The organism is Cohnella sp. GbtcB17 (genome assembly GCF_019091135.1).
Taxonomy (GTDB): domain Bacteria; phylum Bacillota; class Bacilli; order Paenibacillales; family Paenibacillaceae; genus Cohnella.
Genome location: NZ_JAGXJW010000085.1, coordinates 1 through 23,645, shown reverse-complemented (window position 1 = coordinate 23,645; position 23,645 = coordinate 1). Strand labels below are relative to the sequence as shown.

Annotated in this window: 18 protein-coding genes; 8 read left to right on the top strand and 10 right to left on the bottom strand. The window is 60.4% G+C overall.

Annotated elements, in window-relative coordinates:
- Positions 1–101: 101 nt before the first annotated feature.
- Together KVT38_RS30740 and KVT38_RS30735 are read right to left on the bottom strand one after the other, a co-directional pair.
- Positions 102–1,076, bottom strand: coding sequence for a metal ABC transporter solute-binding protein, Zn/Mn family (locus KVT38_RS30740; protein WP_254639685.1), 975 nt, complete (start codon positions 1,074–1,076; stop codon positions 102–104).
- A gap of 432 nt (positions 1,077–1,508) precedes the next feature.
- Positions 1,509–2,501, bottom strand: coding sequence for a metal ABC transporter substrate-binding protein (locus KVT38_RS30735; RefSeq protein ID WP_217597569.1), 993 nt, complete (start codon positions 2,499–2,501; stop codon positions 1,509–1,511).
- Positions 2,502–2,750: 249 nt separating this feature from the next.
- Here KVT38_RS30735 and KVT38_RS30730 point away from each other — a divergent pair, with 249 nt between their 5' ends.
- Together KVT38_RS30730 and KVT38_RS30725 are read left to right on the top strand one after the other, a co-directional pair.
- Positions 2,751–3,794 carry a permease gene (locus KVT38_RS30730; RefSeq protein WP_217597568.1) on the top strand — a complete coding sequence of 348 codons (1,044 nt, stop codon included), beginning with the start codon at positions 2,751–2,753 and terminating at the stop codon, positions 3,792–3,794.
- Between the two features lie 22 nt (positions 3,795–3,816).
- On the top strand, positions 3,817–4,710 hold the full coding sequence (locus tag KVT38_RS30725; protein WP_217597567.1) for a TIGR03943 family putative permease subunit: 894 nt from the start codon (positions 3,817–3,819) through the stop codon (positions 4,708–4,710).
- 25 nt (positions 4,711–4,735) lie between these two features.
- On the opposite strand, the gene KVT38_RS30720 is transcribed toward KVT38_RS30725, so the two are convergent.
- The 7 genes from KVT38_RS30720 to KVT38_RS30690 all read right to left on the bottom strand — a co-directional run bounded on the left by KVT38_RS30720 (position 4,736) and on the right by KVT38_RS30690 (position 12,255).
- Positions 4,736–5,824 (bottom strand): sensor histidine kinase, encoded by a 1,089-nt coding sequence (locus KVT38_RS30720; RefSeq protein WP_217597566.1) that lies wholly within the window; start codon positions 5,822–5,824, stop codon positions 4,736–4,738.
- Positions 5,817–6,515: a response regulator transcription factor gene (locus KVT38_RS30715; protein WP_217597565.1), complete on the bottom strand. Its 699-nt coding sequence runs from the start codon at positions 6,513–6,515 to the stop codon at positions 5,817–5,819. The genes KVT38_RS30720 and KVT38_RS30715 overlap by 8 nt, the downstream gene beginning before the upstream one ends.
- Before the next feature lie 40 nt (positions 6,516–6,555).
- Positions 6,556–7,647, bottom strand: coding sequence for a D-alanyl-D-alanine carboxypeptidase family protein (locus tag KVT38_RS30710; RefSeq protein ID WP_254639684.1), 1,092 nt, complete (start codon positions 7,645–7,647; stop codon positions 6,556–6,558).
- Positions 7,648–7,739: 92 nt separating this feature from the next.
- Positions 7,740–8,654 carry a Crp/Fnr family transcriptional regulator gene (locus tag KVT38_RS30705; RefSeq protein WP_217597564.1) on the bottom strand — a complete coding sequence of 305 codons (915 nt, stop codon included), beginning with the start codon at positions 8,652–8,654 and terminating at the stop codon, positions 7,740–7,742.
- A gap of 123 nt (positions 8,655–8,777) precedes the next feature.
- Positions 8,778–9,728: a diacylglycerol kinase catalytic domain-containing protein gene (locus KVT38_RS30700; RefSeq protein WP_217597563.1), complete on the bottom strand. Its 951-nt coding sequence runs from the start codon at positions 9,726–9,728 to the stop codon at positions 8,778–8,780.
- 3 nt (positions 9,729–9,731) lie between these two features.
- Positions 9,732–10,775 carry an SPFH domain-containing protein gene (locus KVT38_RS30695; RefSeq protein ID WP_217597562.1) on the bottom strand — a complete coding sequence of 348 codons (1,044 nt, stop codon included), beginning with the start codon at positions 10,773–10,775 and terminating at the stop codon, positions 9,732–9,734.
- A 532-nt stretch (positions 10,776–11,307) separates the two neighbouring features.
- Positions 11,308–12,255, bottom strand: coding sequence for a helix-turn-helix transcriptional regulator (locus KVT38_RS30690; protein ID WP_217597561.1), 948 nt, complete (start codon positions 12,253–12,255; stop codon positions 11,308–11,310).
- A gap of 154 nt (positions 12,256–12,409) precedes the next feature.
- On the opposite strand from KVT38_RS30690, the gene KVT38_RS30685 reads away from it, so the two are divergent.
- The 6 genes from KVT38_RS30685 (at position 12,410) to KVT38_RS30660 (ending at position 22,718) form a co-directional block, all read left to right on the top strand.
- Positions 12,410–15,769: a glycosyl hydrolase gene (locus KVT38_RS30685; protein ID WP_217597560.1), complete on the top strand. Its 3,360-nt coding sequence runs from the start codon at positions 12,410–12,412 to the stop codon at positions 15,767–15,769.
- A gap of 65 nt (positions 15,770–15,834) precedes the next feature.
- Positions 15,835–17,658 carry a cache domain-containing sensor histidine kinase gene (locus KVT38_RS30680; protein ID WP_217597559.1) on the top strand — a complete coding sequence of 608 codons (1,824 nt, stop codon included), beginning with the start codon at positions 15,835–15,837 and terminating at the stop codon, positions 17,656–17,658.
- Positions 17,633–19,243 (top strand): response regulator, encoded by a 1,611-nt coding sequence (locus tag KVT38_RS30675; protein ID WP_217597558.1) that lies wholly within the window; start codon positions 17,633–17,635, stop codon positions 19,241–19,243. The genes KVT38_RS30680 and KVT38_RS30675 overlap by 26 nt, the downstream gene beginning before the upstream one ends.
- 146 nt (positions 19,244–19,389) lie before the next feature.
- Positions 19,390–20,901 (top strand): ABC transporter substrate-binding protein, encoded by a 1,512-nt coding sequence (locus KVT38_RS30670; RefSeq protein WP_217597557.1) that lies wholly within the window; start codon positions 19,390–19,392, stop codon positions 20,899–20,901.
- A gap of 90 nt (positions 20,902–20,991) precedes the next feature.
- Positions 20,992–21,873, top strand: a complete 882-nt coding sequence (locus KVT38_RS30665) for a carbohydrate ABC transporter permease (RefSeq protein WP_217597556.1) — start codon at positions 20,992–20,994, stop codon at positions 21,871–21,873.
- Positions 21,874–21,890: 17 nt separating this feature from the next.
- A complete protein-coding gene (locus KVT38_RS30660) occupies positions 21,891–22,718 on the top strand; it encodes a carbohydrate ABC transporter permease (protein ID WP_217597555.1) in 828 nt (275 codons plus the stop codon).
- Positions 22,719–22,808: 90 nt separating this feature from the next.
- On the opposite strand, the gene KVT38_RS30655 is transcribed toward KVT38_RS30660, so the two are convergent.
- The gene (locus KVT38_RS30655) at positions 22,809–23,585 is read right to left on the bottom strand and encodes a glycoside hydrolase family 127 protein (protein ID WP_368859190.1); all 777 of its coding nucleotides are present in this window, start codon (positions 23,583–23,585) and stop codon (positions 22,809–22,811) included.
- Positions 23,586–23,645 lie beyond the last annotated feature (60 nt).

The window sequence follows — 23,645 nt, the reverse complement described above, 5'->3', positions numbered from 1 at the left end:
CCGTCAGCGTTCCCGGCCGGACCTCGAGGGTCACGCCTTCCAGCACCGCGTTTTTCCGATACGAAGCGTTCAGACCCCTTACTTCGAGCACCGCCGCCATATCAACCCTCCTTCGAGGCCAACGCCTCGCCGATCGTGTCCACGTTGTGCCTGTACATGCCCAGATAAGTGCCTTCAGGCGTACCGCCGGCTCCCATGGCATCCGAATACAACTGACCGCCCAGCCGCACGTCGTGTCCTCTCTTCTTCGCCCCTTCGATCACCGCTTCGATCGAAGCGGGATTGATGCTGCTCTCCACAAAAACGGCGGGAATGCCGCGATCGACCAGCAGGTCGATCGTATCTTCGATATCGGACAGCCCGATCTCGTCTTCCGTGCTGAGCCCTTGCAGACCGACCACCTGAAGTCCGAGCAGACGCCCGAAGTAGCCGAACGCGTCGTGGGCGGTGACAAGCACCCGCCGCTCCTCCGGAATGCGCCCCAGCTTCTCGAGCGCTTCTGCCTTCAGCTCGTCGAGCTGCTTGAAGTACGCCGTCTTGTTGGCCTCGAAGTAGGCCGCGTCCGCCTGCGAATACTTCTTCAGCTCCTCCGTCGCCGCGCCGAGCGCCTGCTTCCACAGATCGATGTCGAACCAAATGTGCGGATCGGTCGCGCCCTTCGGGTCCTTCAGCAGCCTCTCCTTCGGCAGCGTCTCCCCGATCGCGAGCACCGGCCGCTCCTTGCCGATCTGCTCGAATACCTTCACCATGTTCGCTTCGAGATGGAGTCCGCTGTAAAACACGATATCGCCGCTCTGCAGCTTCTTGATGTCGCCCTGCGTCGCCGCGTACAGATGCGGATCGACGCCCGGTCCCATCAGGCTGTCGACCTCCACCTTGTCTCCGCCGATGACGGCAAGCGGCTCCGCGATCTGCGCGATCGTCGTGACGATCCGGATCTTGCCGGATTGTCCGCCCTCCGCCGTCCGCTCTCCGCCGTTCGCGCAAGCGGTGTTCGTCGCTACTAAAATCGCCAAAAATAACATTACCAGTGCCACTCTTTCCAGCCGTTTGGTCAGCATTGCGGTCCTCCCCATCCCGGTTGTTCTCCTGCGCTAGATACTTGTACAAAAACAATTTTGTTTCCTTTGGGAAACTTTTATTGTTAACTACAAAATAATTACCCGCGGGCAATATGTCAACTCTTTTTTTGGGCGGTTTGTCCGATACGGCTCTTGCCGGTTGACCGCTTTTACATTTGCGTTAAGTTCCGTAACGCTGCAGTTTGCAACTCGATAGTCGACGTTATGGGAACCAATCGAAGTAATGAGACATAGGAAAAAGACCACATAGCGTTCAGGAATCCCCCCCGTTGGAGGCGTTCCAGAATACAATGCGGGCTTCTATGCATGGAAGTTTAAAAGTTACTCTATAGGTGAACGTATTAACCCAGACGTATGCCTAAAAGAAGGGATGAAGCAGATTCGAATCTGCTTCATCCCTTATTGCAGTAGCGCTGTATAACCTTCTCATTCAGCGTTCAATGCCTTCACCAGCGCTTCGAGGTTCTTTTTCATAATGCCGATATAATCGAGTCCGTCTTTCTTTTCCTCGTCCGTCAGACCCTCCAGCGGGTTCAGCACGTCCGTCTTCGCTCCGATCTCGTCCGCCACGGTGCGCGCGACCTGGGGGTCGACCAGCGTCTCGAAAAAGATCGTCTTGACCTGGTGCGCCTTCGCGAACTCCACGATCTCGGCCATTTTGCCGGGGGAAGGCTCCTGCTCGGGCGACAATCCGGCGATCGGCACCTGCTCCAAGCCGTACGCATGTGCCAGGTAGCCAAAGGCCGCATGCTGCGTGACGAACTGCTTCGTCTTGATATCCTTCAGACCTGCCTGGAACGCTTCGTCCAATGCTTTCAATTCGGCGATATAGGCATCCGCGTTTTTCTTGTACGCCTCCTTGTTCGCGGGATCCGCCTGCTCGAACGCCGCTTCGATCGCGGCGACCTCCCGCTGCGCCAATCCCGGATCGAGCCAAACGTGCGGATCCTCCGCATGCTCGCCTGCTGCCTGATCTTCTTCCTTGTGTTCGTCTTCCTTGTGTTCATCTTCCCCATGCTCGTGTTCGTGCGCCTCTTCCGCCGTGCCTTCAAGCGTCGTCAGTCCCTCGCTCGCCCGCACGACGACGCGCTTGTCGTTCGGCGCGCTCGTGAGCGCCGCATCGACCCAGCCTTCGACGATCCCGTTGTAGACGAACACGTCCGCGTCCTTGATCTTCGCCATATCCTGCGCGCTCGGCTCCCAGTCATGGGGCTCCGTTCCCGCCGGGATCAGCGCGACGACGTCGGCGAGATCGCCTGCGACCTTTTTGCTGAATTCATACATCGGATAAAAGGTCGTCACAACGCTCAGCTTGGCGTCCGATCCATTCGCGCCGGACTCCTCGCCTTTGCCGCAAGCCGCCAGCAGCAGCGCCAGGCTCGCCGATATCGCAAGCGTTTTTTTCATCGTATTTTTCATTTTTGAATTCTCGCTCCTTGCTATTCGTAATTATTACACTAATGCGATTCATTAAAACGACGAGCTATGTATATTCATCACGATCGCTCTTATATTGTAATTATTACGTTTAACAAAAGCAAGCAAAAGATATCGCCTTGCCGGCCGTTTTCTACCATTCTACAAAACTAGCAGCCTAGCGGTTCTGATTATCAAAAACTCGCATACGTTGAGAGGAGTGAGAGGATACGTTGAACGAGGTGGAAAAGCATGACGAATGCAGCATCAAAATCTAGGCTCGCGCTGTCGGCTATATTTGTGCTGGCGCTGCTCTATTTCCTGACATGGGGGCGGCATTGGCCATGGCCGGCGAGCCTGCCGCACATCGGCGTCGATCAATGGCAATCGGTCAAAACGGTGTTCGTCAGCCTGTTTCTGGAGGCGCTCCCCTTCATGCTGCTCGGCGTACTCGTCTCGGCGATGCTGCAATCGTTCGTATCCGAGGCGGCGCTCGCCCGTCTCATCCCGCGCAATCCGCTGCTCGGCGTACTCTGCGCAGGCCTGCTCGGCGTCTTGCTGCCCGTTTGCGAGTGCGGGATGATCCCGGTCGTACGCAGGCTGCTCCGCAAAGGCATGCCGGCCTATATCGGCATGACCTACATCTTGGCGGCGCCGATCGTCAATCCGGTCACGGTGCTGGCGACGTACAGCGCATTCCGCACTGCGCCCGAGATGGCACTGTATCGGACCGTGCTCGGCTTCGCCGCGGCGGCCGCCGTCGGCCTGCTGCTGTCTCGCGCACGCGGCAAGGCAGCCCAACCGCTGAGACCGGATGCGGCAAGCTTGCATGCTGCCGCCGCAGAACATCATCATCACGAGCCCCACCGGTCAACGTCGTCCCGCTTGCTCTCCTTTTGCTCGCACGCGGCCGACGAATTTTTCGAGATGGGAAAATTTTTGATGCTCGGCGCCTTTCTAACCGCTTCGATACAAACGTTCGTCAGCCACAAAGAGATGCTCGCGCTGGGCGGCGGCGCGTTCGGCTCGCACCTATTCATGATGGGCTTCGCCTATGTAATTTCGCTTTGCTCGACGTCGGATGCGTTCGTCGCCGCATCCTTCAATGGCGTTTTTCCCGCGGGCGCGCTGCTCGCGTTCCTCGTCTACGGTCCGATGGTCGACTTCAAAAACACGCTGATGCTGTTGTCCGCATTCAAAGCCCGCTTCGTGCTGCGTCTCCTCCTGCTCGTAACGGCGGTCGTACTCGCCGCGTCGCTGCTCGCAGGGTGGCTGCTGGAAAGCGCTGCACGCTGACACCGGAAAGGGGGATGGCTTCATGACGCAACGAACGAACCGGAAATTGATCGCCCGTCATCTGGCGCGCGCCGTCGTACTCGCAGGCATCGGACTGTATGTCGCAAGGCTGTCCGCGATCGGCAGCCTGGGTCTCTACATATCGCCGCGCATGGCCATATACACGAAGCTTGCCGCTGCCGCCCTGTATCTGATCGCAGCCGCGCTCGTTTATCAGGCGCTGAAGGCATGGGACGGTCAGCGCGATTCTGGCTGCGGAGAAGCTTGCAGCCATGCGCCGGCGCCGGCAGGCTCCTCGCTGCGCCAGCTTCGCGCCGTCGCCTTGTTCGCGCTGCCGCTCGCCTTGTTTTTTCTGACGCCCAATACGACGATCGGCAGCGCGATGGCCGCGCAGAAGGGCATGAATCTGAGCGGCGGAGCCGCTAAGCCTGTAAAACAAGCCGCCTCTGCCCCGCCTGCCGCGGACGAGCTGGACCAACTGTTCCCGCACGACTCGCTCACCAAGCCTTATGCGGAATTCGGCAGGCTGCTGTATGCCGAACCCGTGATCGAAATTGCGGCACCGCGTTTTCTGGAGACGCTTACGACACTTTCCTTTTTTCCGGATTCGTTCGTCGGACGCCGCGCGTCGATATCGGGGTTCGTCTACCGGGACGATACGATCGGAGACGGACAGTTCGTGCTGGGGAGGTTTGCCGTTCAGTGCTGCGCGGCAGACGCGATCCCGTACGGCATCGTCGTCGAATCGCCGGATGCGGCGAAATATGCAAGCGATGAGTGGATGACCGTCACGGGGACGCTGGCCAAGACGACGGTCGATGGCGACGAGGTGCTTCTGCTGAAGGCGGACGCCGCGACCAAGATCGAGCCGGCGGCCGACCCTTACGTTTATCCCGATATGAGCTTCGGCGCGTAATCGATGTGCGCGGAACGGCAGCCGCTCAATTCTTCGGCAGACGGACCGTAAACCGCGTCATGACCGGGCCGCTCTCCGCTTCGACCGTGCCCTCGTGACGCTCTACGATATTTTTAACGATGTAAAGACCGATGCCCGTGCCGCCCTCGCGCTGTATCCGCGCGCGGTCGCCGGTGAAGAACATCTCGAACAGATGCGGCAGCTCCTCCTCGGGTATGCGGTCGCCGTAGTTGTCGACTCGAACGACCGCCGTCTGGCCGTCCCATTCGCCGCGAACGTCGATGTACCGGCCGTCGGCCCCGTAGCGGGCGGCGTTGCTGAGCAGGTTTTCGAATACTCTCGCGAGTAGCTCGCCGTCCCCCTGGATGTTCAGGTCGGGGATGACGTCAGATCGAAGCGTCAGTCCGTTTTTCTCGAAAATCGGATACAGCTCCTCGCCCAATTGGACGAGCAGCTCGCCGAGATTGATCGGCTCGCGCTTGACCGGAAGCATGCCGTAATTCATCCGCGTAATCTCGAACAGCTCGTCGATCAGCTTCTCAAGCCGCTGGGACTTCGTATAGGCGATCGACGTAAAATGGCGCATCTGATCGTCGGACAGGTTCTCGGCTTGAAGCATGTAATTCAAATAGCCGATCACGGAGGTGAGCGGCGTGCGAAGGTCGTGCGCAAGGTTAAGCACCAGCTGATCCTTGCTCGTCTCCGCGAAGTCGCCGCGCGCGATCGCCTGGCGCAGCTTGTCGCTCGCCATGTTGATATCCTCGGCGATCGTCTGGAATTCGTCCTGCGAGGAGATGCGGACCGGCGTGTCGAAGTCGCCGACGGCCAGCCGGTGGATGCCGCTGGATATCCGGTTGAAGTACGTGGCGTATGGCTTCGTATACAAGAAAAAAAACAGCACCGACAGCGGGATAAAAATGATCAGAAACACGTTGACGTCGCCGATGCTGCGCATAATATTGCGGAACGCATTCAAAGAATCGCCGTAATACGCATTCCGGCGATAGTAGGATTGCAATGCCAGGTAGACGAGATAGGTAATGAGGAAGGACGTCAGCATGCTGAGTCCGAGCAGCAGGATCATCTTGGATCTGAAACTGATGCCGCTAACCATTAAACGTGTATCCCACTCCCCAGATCGTCTTGATCCATTTGTCCTTGTTGTTGTCCTCGCCGAGCTTCTTGCGCAGCGTACGGATGTGGACCATGACCGTATTGTTGCCGACCTCGTAATAAGCTTCTCCCCACACCTGCTGGAAAATTTGCTCTACGCCGAACACCTTGCGGGGGTGGCTCGCCAGCAGGCACAAAATATCGAACTCTTTGGGGGTCAGCTCGACCGGCTCGCCGTAGATGGTGACCCGGCGTTGGTCCGGGACGATCGCGAGTCCGCCCGCCTCGATCGTAACGGGCTCGTCCGCCCTGGACGGATTAAGCCGCGTCGTCCGCCGCAGCAGCGCCTGCACGCGCGCCACCAGCTCCATCGGATTAAACGGCTTGGTCATATAATCGTCCGCGCCGATGACGAGGCCCGAGATCTTGTCGAAGTCGGACGTCTTGGCGCTCACGAACAGGACGGGCAGCCGGTGCCGCTCGCGGATCTGCCTCACGACCTCGAAGCCGTCGAGTTCGGGCATCATAATATCGAGCACCGCGAGGTCGACGGCCTGCGTCTCGATCGCCCGAATCGCCTCTTTGCCGTCGTGCGCGAGCACGATTTTATAGCCTTCCTTTTGCAGATGCAGCGAGATGAGATCGGCGATCTCCTTCTCGTCGTCCGCGATCAAAATGGTGACGGGGTTCATGCCTTATCGCGCTCCTTCACAACTCCCATTGTAACGGATGTCAAAGCGCGTTGCCTAATTCGTTGTAGACGCTCACCGCATCCGCGATATCGTACGCCTCCGTCGTCTTGCGGTTCCCTTCGGCGCCGGTCGTGACGAGAATATACTCCTTGCCGTTCAAGCGGCCGAGGCTCGCGAGACAAAGCCCGGCCTTCTCGGTATAGCCTGTCTTGCCGCCCAGAATCTCTCCGCCCGCAAGCCCCGATTCGCCAAGCTCCTTGAACATGGAGCTCCGCAGCGTGATGCCCTCCGGATGCTGGTCCGTAGGCGCCGTCGAATGGCGCGAGGCGGTGAATACTTCGCGGAACGTCTTGTTCTGCAGCGCATAGGAGAGCAATACGGACAGATCCTTGACCGTCGTATAATGCTCGGGATCGTGCAGTCCCGTCGCATTGACGAAGTGCGTGTCCGTCATGCCGATCGCCTTCGCCTTTTCGTTCATAAGCGCCGCGAACTTCTTCTCCGAACCGGCGACGCGCATCGCCAGCCCGACGCTCCCGTCCGCGCCGGACGGGAGCATCGCCCCGTACAGCAGGTCGATGGCCGACACCCGCTCCCCGGGGAGGAAGCCCGCCATCGAAGCGTTCTGCTGCCGCAGCGTCTCGAACATGTCCGCGTCTAGCTTCACGGTCTTCTTCAGGTCGGGGATGCGCTCGATGGCGAGAATCGCCGTCATGATCTTCGTGAGCGAGGCGGGATATACGCGCTCTTCGCCGTTTTTATCCATCAGCACCTGCCCGTCGTCCAGCCGGACGAGGATCGCATGGGTGCTGTGCAGCCCGGCGGCGGCGAGCGCCGGGTCATCGCTTGCGGACGCGTGTTCTTCGTCGGGCGTTGGATGCGCCGGGGCTCCCGCGGATTCAGCGGATTCGGCAGGCAGCATCGCGACATTCTCAGGAGCGCCTTCCGGCGCCGCAACCGGGGCTGTATCCGCGGTCGCTGCGACGGATCGTTCCGTCCCGATTCTGGGCGGATGACCCAGGAGCGTATCCGCTGCGCGGACCAGGTCGGCCTTGTGCTTGACAGCCGCGCAGACGAAGCCGACGATAAGCAGCAGAAGCAAGAGCCGCGATCTCATAAGTCGCGAATTCATAGGTTCGGTTCCCTCCTATTCCGAATTCCAGAATAGGATAAACATTTTAAACAAAATGAAGGACGGATATTAAATATTTCTTAAAATTCCAGTTATCGAAGCAGCGTGCGCAGCTTGATGAGATTCAGCTCGAAGTGGCTCGCATACATTTTGACAAGTTGCCGGTCCTCGAGGTCGTACAGCACCTCGCTCAGCTCCTTCATTTTGACGCCAGCCATCTGGGACAGCTCGTTCCTGTCCAGCGGCATCCGGACGACGATCGTATGCTCGCTTCGTTCGCCGAACCGGTTGGCCAGCTTGACCAGGCTCTTGATGACCCTCGTGCGCACGTCGAAAAACATCAGGTCGGACACCTGGTCGTTCGTGTCGCGCATCCGCTGGACGATCTCGGCCATGATGACGAGGTTCAGATCGAAGTGGGTTTTCAGCATATCCAGAAAATGCTCCCTCGACATCACGACCAGCTCCGTATCGTCAAGCGTCTGCGCGGTGGCGGAACGCGGCTTGCCGTCGATCAGCGAAAGTTCGCCGAAGCTGTCTCCGGCATTGAACACGGCCAATATTTTCTCGTCGCCCTCCGGACTCGTTCTGTAAATCTTGACCGTGCCGGAGAGAACGATAAAAAACGAATCGCCCGGATCGTTCTCCCGAAATAAAATCGTCTGGGCTTCCTTCTCCCGCTTCTCCATCCGGTCGGCGAGCAGCCCGATATGCTCGGGCGCCAGGCTCGAGAAAAGCGGTATGTGCTTCATCAGCTGGCGCAACTTCGCTTTTTCCTCCTTGGCCTGCTGGGCTGGGTCAAGTGGACGGGCCTTGTCCGCGACGAGCTCGCCCCGGGGCGCCTCCCCGTCGATGTCGATCTCCCGAATCTTGTGACTCTGCAGCATCTGAATGTGCTGCGCGGTAATCGCGGTGCCCTTCGCCAGCAGCTTGATCCCGCTGTCCGAATATATATCGATGCCGACCTTCATGCCGGCCTGCACATGATTGACCAAAAACAACGCCACGCCCGACTCACCTCTATCGCTTCGTATAGCCTATTTATCGGTGAATGCGGTCGAAAGGTTAATCCCTGGTAATCGTACCCACTGGTCGAAATTCACGTTAAAGACTACGGATGCTTGCGCAGCCTACACGACCAAACGCCCTTTTTTTTCCGCCACGCCGATCGTCGCCCGAAGTCCCGAACGGAACTCCAGATAATCCTCTTCGACCCCGTCGCTGAAGATGACGCCGCCTTCGGGCATCTGCGATACGACCTCCAGCGCTTGACCGTTCTCGATGCGGCCGTACACGAGCTCGATTCCCGTCGTACGGCTCGGGAACGGCTCGCGGACCGTGAAGCGAAGCCAGTCGCTCTCCCATTCAAGTCGCTGGACATCTGCATCTGCAGACGCTTGACCGATTCCGGCCATGCCCGCCCGCCTTGCGATGCCCGACGCGCCGGCCAGCACGCTTTTCAGCCATCCTGTGGAGCCGACGCCCGTCGATACGATGATGCCGCTCGACGATTGCTGCTCCTCCCTGCCTCCTGAAGCGATGCGGTATCGTGCCGACACATGCGTTCTGCGTCCGATGAAGAAGTCGTTTACGGCGTATAACGACTGTCCGTCGTTCAGCGTCGCCTTTGCCAGCGTCACCTCGCGGACCCGCCGCCGTCCTGCGGCGGTCTCCGGTACGATCTTAGGCAGATCGCCTACTTGAAAAGGCAGCAGCACGCCGTCCCAGCGCTTCGAGTCCGGATTGACGCCGATCAGCGGCTGGCCGTCCAAATACTTCAGCGTTCCCGCCACCAGGCCGTCCTGCCCTAGCACTACGACCGTATCGGACGAACCGAACAAATAATTGGGAACATGCGCCCTGTCCAGCTGCTGCACGATGCCCAGTTCGCTCAGCGATTGCTGCGTCCGGGACAGCGCCTGGCGGTACGCTTCATCCTCGCGCAGGTAGTCGGAAAAGTCCTCGCCCATCGACTCGATGACGAACTGCGCCTGACGGACGGTATTATACCGCGTGACCAGCTCCTCGAGACGCGTGCGCCGCTTGACCAGCACCAGTCGAATGTCGTTTACGCCGCTCATGGATCACCGCTCCTTCCTGCCCGCCGGCTTCGCCGCGTCGCCTTGCAGCAGGCCTTGAAGCAGATCCGGCGTTATATTTAACTGCCCGATCTTGTCTGCTTGACCGGCCAGATCCTGAAAAGCAATCGCGATCAACTGGCTTGGATTCATGCCTGCGCGAGTCAGCGACTGCAGGACTTGATTGTCCGCGCCGCCGAGCGCGCGCATGACGGCGGTAAGCTCATAGGCCTTCGCATCCGCCTCCGAATGCCTGTTGCCGGCCGAACGCTCGAGCAGCGTCTTGCGTTCTTCCTCGTAGGCCGTATCGAACTGCAGCTGCTCTTGCTGCATCTCATTGCGCTTCTGCTGAACGAGACGCTCCGCCGCCAGCTGGCTCTCGCGAATTTGCTTCTTCTTGGCCTCGACCGCGATCTCCGTGCTCAGCTCGTTCTCCCGTACGATCCGCTCCTGCTCGATCGACGCGTTGCGCCGCTCGTACAACGCCTCGTCGGCTCGACGCAAGATCTCCTCGCGCGCCTGCGCCTCCAACGCCCGCAACGTCTCCTTGTTCGGCAGCACGGCCAATATCGCCGCCCCCATCGCTTCGATTCCGAGCTTCGCCAGCTCCGGGCTCGCGTCCAGCTCCTCGCGAATCGCCGCCGCCAGGCGGTCGCCGGATTGAATCGCTTCGCGCAGCGGCATCCGTTCGAGATGCCGCTTCACCAACACCTTCACCAGACCGATGACGCGCTGTCCGAGCTTGGCCGGATCGTCCGACAAATACGTTTTTTTGCGCAAATTGTACGTGTAATCCAGCATGCGGGACGTTTGGCGGAAGTCCGCGATCCTGAAGGTCAGCTGCCCCTGCACCGTCACGCTCTGGAAGTCGCGGGTAATCTCCTCGAACATGAACGGCGCTTCGATCGAGGACACCGGCATGACCACGGCCGTCGTGACCGGCGCGTAATAGTAAAAGGACAATCCTAGCCCTTCCTTGACGACTTTGCCGTTCTGTACCTTCATCACGTACTCGCTGGGCTGGAATTTGACGAATCGGATGCCGAACATGGCGAACGCCTCCATTTGTTAATATTGTCATTATGATATTGTCATTATGATATTTTAAATGGCGAGGCTATTCAACCCTCAATATTCGCGCTATATGTCCTTTAGGCCGTATGGATGAGCTAAAAGGTATGAATTGCGAGCTTCCGCTCGCATTTCCTTCCGATTTCTCCATTCTTCTTACCAAAACGCTCACGGGCGGTCCGGATGAGAGATTCGATGGCACGACAACGCCTATCAAATAACGGTTGAAAAGCAGTTAATTCCCGTGATCTCGACGTCCTTGGGCAAATAAGTGTTGTAGCGCAATTAATTTCTCGCATTTGAACGTTTCGACCCGGTTCTAGTTCAAATAATTGCGGTTGAACACTTATTCCCTCAAAGTCCGGATCAGAGCGTCGATTAACTGCTTTTCAACACTTATCTCCCGCTTTCTGAATCGTTAAAAAAAGCTTCCGATTAGCCCGAATAGGCTGGATCGAAAGCCGATGTAAAACCTAAAGACCGTAACGCGCGCGCATAGTCGGCCGGGCCTTCAAGGTCCGGTTTGTTCGCGCCGCGCCTTCGCTTGCGCCTCTAGCTCGCGCTCGGACCCGGGCTCGGACTCGGGCTCCGGCCGAAGACGAAAAGCCGACGGCGTCAGTCCCGTCACCTCGCGGAAGCTTCGCGAAAAATAATGCACGTCGCCGTAGCCGAGCGTCTCCGCGATCTCGGTAATCCGCTCCCCCGTCAACAGCAGCCGCTTGGCGCACGCGATGCGCTCCCGCATCGTGTACGCCTTGGGACTGAGCCCCGTAGCCTCTCTGAAAATCTCGGCAAAATACGTAGGGTGGTAGCCGCAAAGCTGCGCCAGCTCCCGGCTCGACCAGCTGCGCGCAGGATCGCGAGCGATCGCCGCGAGCGCAGGCGCGATCCGCCGCGCGGACGGATCGGGGCGCTCTTGCAGCTGCCGCCGCACAAGCGCGACCAGCAGCGCGGTCATGCCGCCGCGCATCGCGGCCTCGCAGCCGGGGCGCTGCTCCCTGTACTCGTCGACGACCGGGCGAAACAGCGGTTCAAGCTCCGGCGCATGCAGCACATGCGTCAGCGCGAGCGGCGGACGCCCTCCGCCGGTACCGATCCGGTATTCGACCGGCGGCGCCTCCCGCTCCGCCCCGGCGACCGTACGAATGGCGGGCGAAGGATGCACGGACACGGGCGCTTCGCCGTCCCAATCGAAATGGATGCCAAAGAAGCCCGTCGGCACGTTCGCCGCCGTCTCGATGCGGTGCGGACTGTCGCTGCCGTAGAAGACGCAGTCACCTGGAGACAGCGAATAGCGATGCGGACCGAGCGTCAGCTCCGCCCGTCCGAACAGCACGAACAGCAGCTGGCAGTCGGGGATGACGCGTGGCCCCCAGACGAAGATCCGCTCCTGCACGGCGCGCTCGGCGAAGTGCACGATCGGCCGGATCGACGCCAGATCGATCGTTCGTACTCCCATTGTCGCCTCCATCCGCAGCCGCTCCTTCCCTTTATGGGCGTATTATAAAGCATCTCCTGTCAAAAGTGCACCTCGTTCCCGGCGCGGCTGCAAAGACAGCCGGCATGGCGCCGGTTAAACTGGGCTGGAATATAGCCAAGGAGGTCGCACCTACATGCTAACGACTGCCAAGTCTGCTACATCCGCCGCATCTGCTGCACTTGTCCCCTCTTCTGAATCTTCCGATCCGGCCGATCAACACCGGGCGGGCTTCGCCGCTCCCGCCGCCATCTACCGCCCCGCCCCGCTCTGGGTATGGAACGACGACATGGAGCCCGAGTCGATTCGCTTCCAGCTGCGCGAGCTCGCCTCGCACGGCTTCGGCGGCGCCTTCGTCCACCCCCGTCCCGGCCTCATGACCGAATATTTGTCGCAGACGTGGTTCGAACGGTGGGGCGACGCGCTGGAGGAGGCATCCAGGCTCGGGCTGAAACTGTACATTTACGACGAAAATTCGTATCCCTCCGGCTTCGCAGGCGGGCATGTCCCGTCCGAGCTGCCGGACTGTCTCGCGAACTCCGTGCTGTTCAACGAATACGGGCCGGACGAAGTCGCGCACAAGCTGGCGAACGCATCGCCGATGCTGAATCGTCCCGGTCATCCGATCAAAGCGTTCGCGGTGCGGGAGACGCCGGGGCGCAAGCCGGCCTGGGAGATCGTCCGCGACGTCACGCTGCTGCCGATGACGCAGTGGCAGGCGTACGGCGAGCGATTCTGGGTATTCGAGCTCGGCACGCCGATGACCAACAACTGGCTCGGCGGCTTCGCGTATGCGGACCTGCTGCGGCCTGAGGTAACGGAGCGCTTCCTCGCCGTCACGCATGAAGCGTACCGCAAGCGCTTCGGCGACCGGTTCGGCTCGCAGATCCCCGCCTTGTTCACCGACGAGCCGGAGATCTCGCCGGGCAACCTGTTCGAGCACGGCTCTCCGCTGCCGTTCAGCTTCTGGTTCGCCGGCGAGTTCGAGCGCCGCAACGGCTACGACCTTCGCGATTATTTGCCCTTCCTGTTCCGCGACGCCGCGATCGCCTTCGAGACGGCGCCCGCGGTCGATGCTGCGAAAGTCCGGTTCGATTATTTCGAGACGATCCGCGAGCTATGGGTGAACAACTCGGTGCGCCCGATCTCGCAGTGGTGCGAAGAGAACGGCATCGCCTACACGGGCCACTATATCGAGCATCAATGGCCCCATCCGTTTCACCGCACGTCCCCGGCCGTCATGTCGCTCTACGAATACATGCACTGGCCGGCCATCGACATGCTGGAGACCAAGCTTCTCCGCGCCGACGCCGCCGGCGCCGGCTCTGCCTTTTTGACGTTCGTGCCGCCGAACGAGGCAGAGCGGGCGCAAGGCGCGTACAACGATCCCGCGGCGCTGCTGACCGTGCGCGAGGCGCACAGCGCCGCCAATCAGTTCGGCAGAGAGCGCGTACTGTGCGAAGCCTACGGCGCCGGCGGCTGGGACTCGTCGTTCGAGGATTACAAGCGGATCGGCGACTGGCTGTACGTGCATGGCATCAACTTCCTGAACCAGCATCTGACCTACGGCACGATCGTCGGCGCGAGAAAACGGGACCATCCCCAATCGTTCGATTGGCGCCAGCCGTGGTGGGACGAGTATGCGCAGCTCAACGATTACTTCGGCCGGCTGTCGTATGCGCTCTCGCAAGGCCGGACGGTCAACCGGATCGCCCTGCTCAACCCGACGACGTCCAGCTTCGTCGCGACGGCCGAGGCGGTCGAAGGCGATCCGCTCTACCAGCAGGGCATCGTCGACATGCTGGCGCTCGTGCAGTCGCTGTCCGACGGTCAATGGGACTACGATCTGTGCGACGAATACATCATGGAGGGGCATGCTTCCTGCGAAGGAGCCGTGCTGCGCGTCGGACAGTGCCGCTACGAGGTCGTCATCGTACCCGCGGCGATGACGCACATGAAGACTTCGACCGTCGCGCTGCTGCGCCGCTTCCTGGAGGGCGGCGGCATCGTGATCGCGGCGGATCGGGCGCCGGATCGGGTGGATGGCGCACGCAGCGAGGAAGCGGCCGCGCTGGCGCGCCTTCCCGGCTGGCATCCGGCCGCGGATGCGGCCGGCCAGCTCGCGCTGCTGTCGACCTTCGCCGCGCCGCGTCTTCGTCTTGCGGTCGAAGGGACGGCGGCGCCGAGCGGAATCGCGCATTTGCGCCGCGAGCTGGGAGACGGCTCGGCCTATTACTTCTTCGCCAACTCCCGCAGCGCCCGCATCGACGGCACAGCGACGCTGCGCGGCCGGCGGGCCGAGCTGTGGAATCCGCTCGACGGCTCGGCGACGGCGCTGGGCCAGTCGCCGGACGACGACGGCTGCCTGACGCTCGAGCTGTCGCTGAACGCGTCGGGCTCGCTGCTGCTGCGCGTCTACGAGGAAGCTGCGGACGACGCGGGGTTCGATGTCGCCGACACAACGCCCAAAACAGCGCCCGACGCCCCGCATCCGCTACCGCGCCGAACGGCCGCATCTGTGCGCAAGCCGGTCGCGCTCTCCGCGCCGGAGATCGTGCCGGAGCGGGACAACGTGCTCCCGGTCCTGCACTGCGACCTGTACGCAGGCACCAAGCAATATGTCGGCTTGCATACGGTGCACGCCGCCCGCTTCGCCTTCGAGCATCACGGCTTCGAGAACAATCCGTGGGACAACGCCGTCCAGTTCAAGCGGCGGCTGCTGGACCGCGAAGCCGCCTTCGACGCGCGCAGCGGAATTACGGCCGACTATCATTTCCACGTGGATAGTCCGGACGCCATCGGAACGGTGCGGCTCGAGCTGGAGCGGCCCTCCTGCTACCGAATCGCCGTCAACGGCATCCCCGTCGAAGCCGCCCCCGGCACCTCAAGGCTGGACCGTCACATGGGCGCCGCCGATATTACGGAGACGCTGCGTCCGGGGCGCAACACGATACGGCTTGAGGGCCGCCCGTTCTCGATCTGGATGGAGCTGGAGCCGCTCTATTTGTTCGGACAGTTCGCGGTCGTGCCGAATCCGGGCGGAGGCTGGCGGCTGGCGGCCGACAGAGCGCTCGGTCCGGGCGCCTGGCGGGATCAGGGCTACCCGTTCTATTCGGATGCCGTGCGCTACCGCCATACGTTCACCCTGCCGGACGAGGCCGGACGCGTCTTTTTGTCCGTTCCCTCCTGGTTCGGCGCCGCGCTCTCCGTGCGCGTGGACGGCGAGCAGGCCGGGCTGCTCGGCCTGGAGCGCGGCGACGAGCTGGAGCTCACCTCCCTCGTGCGTCCGGGCGTCGTCCACACGCTCGACTGCCGGCTGAGCGGCACCTTCCGCAATTTGCTGGGACCGCACTTCGACACCGCCAAACCGCGCAATACAGCGTGGCCTGGCGCCTGGAAGCGCTCGCCGCTCGAGGGGCCGCCACCGGCGGAAGACTATGATCTGTTGTCTTACGGATTGCTAGCGCCTATTGAAATTTGGACAATCCCCCGTTAACATACGACTATCGCCAGGCACTAACGGCGCCTTAGCGGCTCATGCACGAAAGGACGGGGAACGCATTGAAAAAAATATGGACGTTCAAGCAGAAGCTGGTGCTGACGTATGTCATTTTTATCGTGCTTCCCATGTCCGTGCTCGGTCTGGGCGCCTATCGTCTGTACAGCCAGGCCATGGAAAAAAAGGTAAGCGATTTCGTGCAGCAGGTCGCCGTGAGCACCTCGTCGAACATCGAGATGTACATCCGCGAGCTGGAGCAGTTCACGCTCATGCCTTATTACAATCGCGAGCTGCAGGATATGCTGACGGCCGGGGTCGCAACCGGGGAATCGCCTGACGCGGACATCAAGCTGACGCTGGAGAAAAACTTCAGCTTCTGGCAGTCGCAGCGAGGCAGCATTGAAAATATCACGTACTTCAGCAAGCCGGGCGAAGGCGCGAGACGCATTTACAGTCTCAGCTACCTGCTGCCCGGCCTTTCCATTGAGCAAATGCCCTGGTACAAAACCTTCGACAATTCCGACGCGCTATTGGCTACCTTAAGCCTGCATCGGCCCGAAGCCAGCCAGCTCGTTCAAAACGGCGAGCCGCTCCAGGTTTTCTCCCTCATTCGCAGAATCTATTACACCTCAACCATACTGAACACCGCAGGGTATTTTCAGGTCGACTTTACACTCGAGGATATCGAGCGCATCATGAGCCGGGTCAACAGCGAGAAAAACGGTTCCTTTTTTGTTATCGATGCGGACAAGCAGGTCGTATACGCCGACGATCCGGTCAACCCGGAGCTGCTGACCTCCGTGACCGGCCTCGAAGCCGGCGCAGACGGTCCGCGGATCATCGATCTGGACAAACGGAAAACGATCGTCGTGCAGCATCCCGTCGGCAAAATGGGCTGGACCGTCGTAGGCTACGTTCCCGTGTCCCGCATCGTATCCGGCATTGCCTCGGTCCGCAACTCCATGCTGCTGATCGGCATCGTCTGTATCGCGATCGCCTTGGCGGTGTCCACAGGCATTTCCTATAGCATGACCAAGCCCATCTACCGGCTCATCTCGCTCATCAAGCGGGTCGAGCGCGAAGACTTCCAGATCGACTACGACAATCCCCCGCGCAACGAGCTCGGACAGCTGATCCGCAGCTTCATCCGCATGAGCCGGCGGCTGGACGAGACGATTCGCCATCTGTACCAGGCCGAGATCGTCCGCAAGGAAAGCGAGCTGCAGGCGCTGAGGTCGCAGATCAATCCGCATTTTTTGTTCAACACGCTGGAGACGATCAAAATGCGGGCGGAGCTCGACGAGGCCGACGACACCGTCGACATGATCACGGCGCTCGGCAAGCTCGTCCGATCGTCGCTTCAGTCCGGCAGCGACTTCATCTCGCTTCAGGAAGAGAAGGATTACTTGATGAACTACCTTTTGATCCAGGAAAACCGCTACGGCGGACGCTTCGATATCTCGGTTCGCGTCGAGGAGGCGCTGCTGTCGCATTATATACCGCGGCTGCTCGTTCAGCCGCTGATCGAGAACGCGTTCTACCACGGACTGGAGATGAACCAGGGCAAGGGCAGGCTGACCGTAGAGATCACCGCCGGGCCGGGCGCCCTCAAGGTGCTCGTCGCGGACGACGGGCTCGGCATGCCGCTCGACAGGCTGCTGGAGCTGCGGCGGCTGATCGGCATGGAGACGCTGAGGCCGCAGCAGGGCGGCGGCAGCATCGGGCTGGTTAACGTAGCGGCCCGCATCCAGCTGTATTTCGGTCCTCCCTATGCCATGAACATCGACAGCCGGCCCGGTCAAGGGACGGAGGTCACGCTGCTGCTGCCTCTTATTGCAAATGAAAGCGAGGTCGAACGTTATGTATCGCGTTATCATCGCGGATGACGAATCTGGGATTCGTCAAGGCATCCGCAAAATTTTGCAGCGCTTTGCGCCGCAATGGGAGCTTGTCGCCGAAGCCGAGGACGGCGAGGCCGCCATGCGGGAAATCGTGCGGCTGCAGCCCGACCTCGTCATCCTCGACTACCGGATGCCCGGGCTGACCGGCATCGAATGCTGCGAGCGAATCGCGGCGGAGTCGCCACACATCCACCGGATCTTGCTGACCGCCTATCAGGAGTTCCAGCTCGCCAAGCAGGCGATCGATCATGGCGTCGCCGCGTTCATCACCAAGCCGCTCGACCGCGGCGAGCTGCTGCGGACGCTGGACAAGGTCGCGCAAGCGATCGAGCAAGAACGCAGCGAGCGGGCAAGACTGGACGCGCTGCAGCAGTCGCTCCAAAAAGCCGCGCCGCTGGCGGAGAAGCTGTATTACCGGCATTTCCTCTTCGGACAGGACGATCAGGAGCTCGCCCAACTGCTCGTCGAAGCCGGATACCCGCCGCTGCACGACCGCGACGGGCACGATCTTATCGTCCTGGCCGTCAGTCCCGACTGGATCGAGCCGCAGCGCTTCCGCCCTTCCGACGAAGAGCTGTTCCGCTATGCGTTGACCAAGTTCGTCGAGGAATGGTGCGCCCAAGACCCGCGCTGCTACGTGCTGCAAGATCATATCGGCCAGGTCGTCGTCCTGATGAGCCGAACGGCCGACGATTCGGCGTTCGCCTCGGAAGCCCGCGGCCGGGCCGCTGCGCTCAAGCAGGCGATCGAGCAGAGCTTCCGCCGCGCCGCGACCGTCGGCATGAGCGGGCTGTATCCCTTCGCCGCGGCCTCCGACGCCTACCGGGACGCCTCGCTCGCCGTCACCTACCGGCTCGTCTGCGGCGGCGGACAGCTGCTGTCGCTGCCGGAGCTGCGCGCCGACAAAAAGATGAATTTGTCATCGGGTCCGGTGGAGCAGATCGAGCTGTCCCTGGAGCAGCTGCTGCTCGGCAACGGCGAGGAAGCGCTGGCGATTTTCGAACGGCTCGCCGGCGCCGACCTGATGCTGCCGGTCGAGCTGCGCCGGATGACGACCCATTATTTGCTGCGGCTCGGCGCGCAGCTGCGGCTGATGGACCTGGATCTGTCCGCCATCAGCGGCAGATCGCTGGAGGACTGGCTGCAGGCGGCGGAGTCGGCCGTGACGCGCGATTCGCTGATGGGCATGATCGGCACGCTGCTGCGCCTGCTCGCCCAGACGATCGCCCAGGAGCAAAGCGGGCAGGACGCCCCGCTGCTGCAGCGGGTCCAGCAATATGTGTCGGAATCGCTGGCCGAAGGCGTCAGCCTGCAGTCGGTCGCCGACCGCTTCGGCATGAACGCCAGTTACTTCAGCCGCCGCTTCAAATACGAGACGGGACGGAACTTCGTCGTGTTCCTCAAGGAATGCCGCATGGAGCGGGCCAAGACGCTGATCGAGCAGAGCGAACGCAGTCTCCAGGAGATCAGCGAGCTGATCGGCTACGCCGATCTCAAGCATTTCTACCGGGTATTCAAGGAATACACCTCGTACTCCCCCACCGAGTACAAGCGGCGGCACGGCTTCTAGGCGCACTGGCTTTTGCGCGCATCAAGGTAAAAAAATTCATCCGAAAGTAAAATCTCCCCCACTATCCGCTCGCGAAGGCCTGAACTAAGATGAATACAGGAATGAGTGCGCTTTCAAAAACAACGATCTCGAGGGGGATGGCCATCATGACGAACAAACTCGCCAAAAGCTCCGCAGCTCTGATCGCGCTCGGTCTCGTGCTTAGCGCTTGCGGCGGCAACAATGCCGAAAACGGGCAGTCCGCTTCGTCGGCGCCGGCAGCCAGCGGCACAGCCAGCGGCACGGCCGGCGCTGCGAACGGCTGGAAGGGCACGATCACGATGTACGCCCAGGTGTATACGCCCAACTCCAAAAATATCGCCGGCTTGAAGCAACAGAAGGCATTGCAGGATGTCGCCAGCGAATACGAGGCCGCGCATCCCGGCATCAAGATTGAATTCGTCGACGAAGAATTCAAGGACTACACGCAAACGGTGCGGGTCAAAGCCGCCGCCGGCGAGCTGTTCGACGTATTCTGGGGGCAATGGGCCGAATTGAACAATACGTTCCCCAAGGGGATCGCGGAGGACTTGACCCCGTATTTCAGCCAGCCGAACCCGTATATTCCCGGCAAAGCCACCTGGGGCGAGGCGATGAACGCCACCGTCGTGAGCGAGACGAAGTCTCCGGACGGCAAGAGCTACAACATCAACGGCGACTACGTCGCGACCGCGTTTTTCTACAACATGGACCTGTTCGCCAAAGCGGGCATCTCCCAGCCGCCCGGCAGCTGGTCGGAGCTGATCGAGACGACCAAGAAGCTCAAGGACGCCGGCATTACGGCGATGTCGCAAGCGCCCGACTACGACTGGTTCCAGCGTCACTTCCTGTCGGACTTCTACGCCAAGGAGTTCGAACAGATCGCCGGCTTCGATCAAAGCCCCGGCGTCTCCTCGCTCGATCAGAGCGTCGCCATCGCCAAGGGCATGCTGAACACGTCCGACCCACGCTTCATGGGCTGGTGGCCGATGTTCAAATCGTTGACCGACAACTGGAAGCCCGACTATTTGTCGTCCGAACCCGGCGTCGTCGGCAGCAACGCCCGCAACGACTTCCTGGCCGGTAAAACGGCGATTTTCTACGACGGCAGCTGGCTCCCGGAAAACGCGAAAGACGCCAAAGTCAGCTTCGAGCTCGGCTCCTTCAACTTCCCGGTGCTGACGCAGGCGGACACGCCGTATACGACAAGTACCGACGTCTCCGGCGCGGTCGGCGGTCCCAACGCGGCCTTCCAATTCGCCGTCGCGACCAAGCAAGCCAACGCCTCGATGAAGGAAGCCGGCAAGCAAACCGCCGTCATCGACTGGCTGCAATTCGTCGGCACGCCGAAAAACGTCGAGCGCATCGTCAACGAGCACGGCACCTTCGTACCGACCTGGCCGGATACGAAGCCTGCGGAGAGCATGGCCGAGCTGGCCAATCAGGCGTCCAATGAATTGAAGGCGCTTGGCGTCGGCGGCTCCTCGCCGAACCTGAACAAAAACATGCAGCGGATCTTCGGCCTCTACCTGAGCGGCAATATCGATATCGCCAAAGCGACCGCGGACGTTAAAAAAGAGCTGGACGGGGCAATTAAGGAGTATCAATCCAAAAACAGCGTCGATCTCGGAAAATACTAAGGCGTCGAGAGGATACTGAAAAAAGGGGGCCGCCGCTTCGCAGCGCTCCCTTTTTTAATCCCCCCGAAGCCATGAAAGGAAGAATGCCGCATGACCGGAAAAGCCAAGCTGAAAACCGCGCTGACCGGATACGCTTTTATACTGCCGACGTTTGTTTTCCTGATCTGGTTCACGTATTATCCGGTCTACCAGGCGCTGATCGGCGCCTTCACCGATTGGGACGGCTTCAACGCGCCGCGCTATATCGGATTGGACAACTTCGTCCGTCTATTCGGCGACGAAGTGCTGCGCCAATCGACGATCAACGCCTTGATCTGGGTCGTCCTCTCGATCGTACTGGCCGTCGTACCGCCTTTTCTTGTCGCAGAGCTGATCTTCCAGCTTCGGCAAGCGCGCGCGCAGTATATTTACCGCACACTTTTCGTCTTGCCGATCGTCATCCCCGGCATCGTCACCATATTGCTGTGGCGGTTTTTGTATCAGGGAGAAGGCGCCATCAACCAGCTGCTGGAGCTGATCGGTCTCGGCTCGCTGCAGCAGCTTTGGCTCGGCGATCCGAATATAGCGCTTTATTCGATCATTCTGATGGGCTTCCCGTGGATCAGCGCGTTTAATCTCCTTATCTTCTACTCCGGCCTGCAGAACATCTCCACCGAAGTGCTGGAGGCCGCCAAGCTGGAAGGCGCGACGGGCTGGAAGCGCGTATGGCGGATCGACATCCCCTCCTCCTTCCCGCAGCTGCGGCTGATCATCATCCTGACGCTGATCGGCAGCCTCCAGAACATCGTTCCGCCGCTCATCATGACGAACGGGGGGCCCGGATACTCCACATACGTGCCGATTTTGCATATGTACAACGTCTCGACCGTCAACGGCGAGTTCGGGTACGGCATGTCGATCGCGCTGGTCATGTTCGTCGTCATCCTGCTGTTGACGCTGGTCAACATGAAGCTGGTCAAATCCGAATCCTGAGGACAGGAGGTCCATCGATGCGCGCACACCGCCTCCCGGGAGCGGGGCAACTTTTGCTGCTGCTGCTGCTTGTGTTCAATTTGCTGCCTATTTATTTCATTCTCGAAAATTCCGTCAAATCGCCGCTCGAATTCGCGTCCAGCACGCTGTCCTTCCCGAAGGCGCTGCAATGGAGCAATTACGGCGCGGCCTGGGATAAAGTCGGCCCGTCGCTGTACCATACGTCCGTCATCATCGCGGCCAGCGTCGTCGCCATCGTCGCCTTTTCCGCGATGAGCGCCTACTCTTTTTCCAAGCTTCGCTTCCCGCTTAAAAACACGCTGTTTCTGCTCGTATTCGGGCTTCTGCTGATTCCGGGCTTTCTGACGCTCATTCCGCTTTATTTGCAGATCAAAAAGCTGGGCTTAAGCGACAGCTATCTGGCGCTTATCCTGCCGTATATCGCCGGCGGACAGGCGTTCAGCATTTTTGTCCTCAAGACGTTTTTCGAGCAGCTGCCGGACGAGATTTTCGAGGCGGCCCGCATCGACGGTGCGGGCAATATCCGCATTTTCTCGACGGTCGTGCTGCCGCTGTCCGTCCCGATCTGCACGACGGTCGCCATCATCAATATTACCAGCCTGTGGAACGACTACCTGCTGCCTTCGCTGCTGCTCGATCGCAGCCACCAGACGATCACGATGGCGCTCGTCGCGTTCGAAGCCGCCGCCGGCAACTACGGCCTGAGCGACTACGGCGGCATGATGGCCGCCTACCTGATCGCGGCCGTACCGCTGCTGCTGCTGTTCTCGCTATTGATGCGCAACTTCGTCGAAGGCATCTCCAGCGGGTCGATTAAGATGTAGCTGTCGAAAAGCGAGCTGCCGCAAGCGTTTGAACGCACAAGGAGCTGCCGTGCAGCGGCAGCTCCTTTGTCCATTTGATTTGCGCAATCGTTAATAGAGATACAGTCGCCTATCCTCCGCCTCTCGAATCCACACCTGCATGAAGCCTTCCTCGCGGTTATCCCACGCATAATAAGGAATCAACAGACACGGCTTTCCTTCTTCCGCTCGGCCCGTCAATACGGTTATGCCGCCAAGCAGGTCCGGCCGGTAATGCATATTCAGCGGCTCACGGGCGGAAAGGGCAAAGGCATCGTAGGTCAAGTCCGGATTGTCGGCTTGCTCTGCGCAATACACAATAGGACCGCGCTGAATGGCAAGACGACCGCGATCGGCTTCGACCTCCTCCCTGGCGCGAACGACCTCTACGGGCATATCGAGTTCCAGGACGATGACGTCTCCCTGCGACCATTTGCGATCCACGATCAGATAGCCGCGGTCCGTCATTGCCCCGGCTCCGAAGAGGCTCTCGTCGCCGACCTTTAGCTTGTAGCCTCTGCACCAGTCCGGCACGCGCAATCGAATGACGAAGTTTTCCTCTCGTTCAGGATGAACCGCAAGCTCGATCCTGCCGTCCCACGGATAGTTCGTCGTTTGCTTCAACTTCACGGCTAGCCCGCTGCCCGTCTCGAATTCCGCTTCGCTGTTCATGAATTGATTGACGGCGAACCCGTCGTCGGTCTTTGCGTAGGCATACTGGCCGATGGAGGGCAAGTACCTTGCCAGATTCGTCGGGCAGCAGGACGTGCCGAACCATTCTACGCGGTGGTGGGCGCCCTGCGTCGCCAGCGGATTGACGTAACAAGACTTGTCGCCCGAGAGCGAGATGCCTGCCTATGCGTCATTGTACATCTCACGCTCCCCTTCGTCGGCATATTTGGCATCGCC

Excerpts from the sequence above, each read along its gene's own strand:
- KVT38_RS30740 (WP_254639685.1), bottom strand. The coding sequence starts at position 1,076 with ATGGGGAGGACCGCAATGCTGACCAAACGGCTGGAAAGAGTGGCACTG.
- KVT38_RS30735 (WP_217597569.1), bottom strand. The coding sequence starts at position 2,501 with ATGAAAAATACGATGAAAAAAACGCTTGCGATATCGGCGAGCCTGGCG.
- KVT38_RS30730 (WP_217597568.1), top strand. The coding sequence starts at position 2,751 with ATGACGAATGCAGCATCAAAATCTAGGCTCGCGCTGTCGGCTATATTT.
- KVT38_RS30725 (WP_217597567.1), top strand. The coding sequence starts at position 3,817 with ATGACGCAACGAACGAACCGGAAATTGATCGCCCGTCATCTGGCGCGC.
- KVT38_RS30720 (WP_217597566.1), bottom strand. The coding sequence starts at position 5,824 with ATGGTTAGCGGCATCAGTTTCAGATCCAAGATGATCCTGCTGCTCGGA.
- KVT38_RS30715 (WP_217597565.1), bottom strand. The coding sequence starts at position 6,515 with ATGAACCCCGTCACCATTTTGATCGCGGACGACGAGAAGGAGATCGCC.
- KVT38_RS30710 (WP_254639684.1), bottom strand. The coding sequence starts at position 7,647 with ATGAATTCGCGACTTATGAGATCGCGGCTCTTGCTTCTGCTGCTTATC.
- KVT38_RS30700 (WP_217597563.1), bottom strand. The coding sequence starts at position 9,728 with ATGAGCGGCGTAAACGACATTCGACTGGTGCTGGTCAAGCGGCGCACG.
- KVT38_RS30695 (WP_217597562.1), bottom strand. The coding sequence starts at position 10,775 with ATGTTCGGCATCCGATTCGTCAAATTCCAGCCCAGCGAGTACGTGATG.
- KVT38_RS30690 (WP_217597561.1), bottom strand. The coding sequence starts at position 12,255 with ATGGGAGTACGAACGATCGATCTGGCGTCGATCCGGCCGATCGTGCAC.
- KVT38_RS30685 (WP_217597560.1), top strand. The coding sequence starts at position 12,410 with ATGCTAACGACTGCCAAGTCTGCTACATCCGCCGCATCTGCTGCACTT.
- KVT38_RS30675 (WP_217597558.1), top strand. The coding sequence starts at position 17,633 with ATGTATCGCGTTATCATCGCGGATGACGAATCTGGGATTCGTCAAGGC.
- KVT38_RS30670 (WP_217597557.1), top strand. The coding sequence starts at position 19,390 with ATGACGAACAAACTCGCCAAAAGCTCCGCAGCTCTGATCGCGCTCGGT.
- KVT38_RS30665 (WP_217597556.1), top strand. The coding sequence starts at position 20,992 with ATGACCGGAAAAGCCAAGCTGAAAACCGCGCTGACCGGATACGCTTTT.
- KVT38_RS30660 (WP_217597555.1), top strand. The coding sequence starts at position 21,891 with ATGCGCGCACACCGCCTCCCGGGAGCGGGGCAACTTTTGCTGCTGCTG.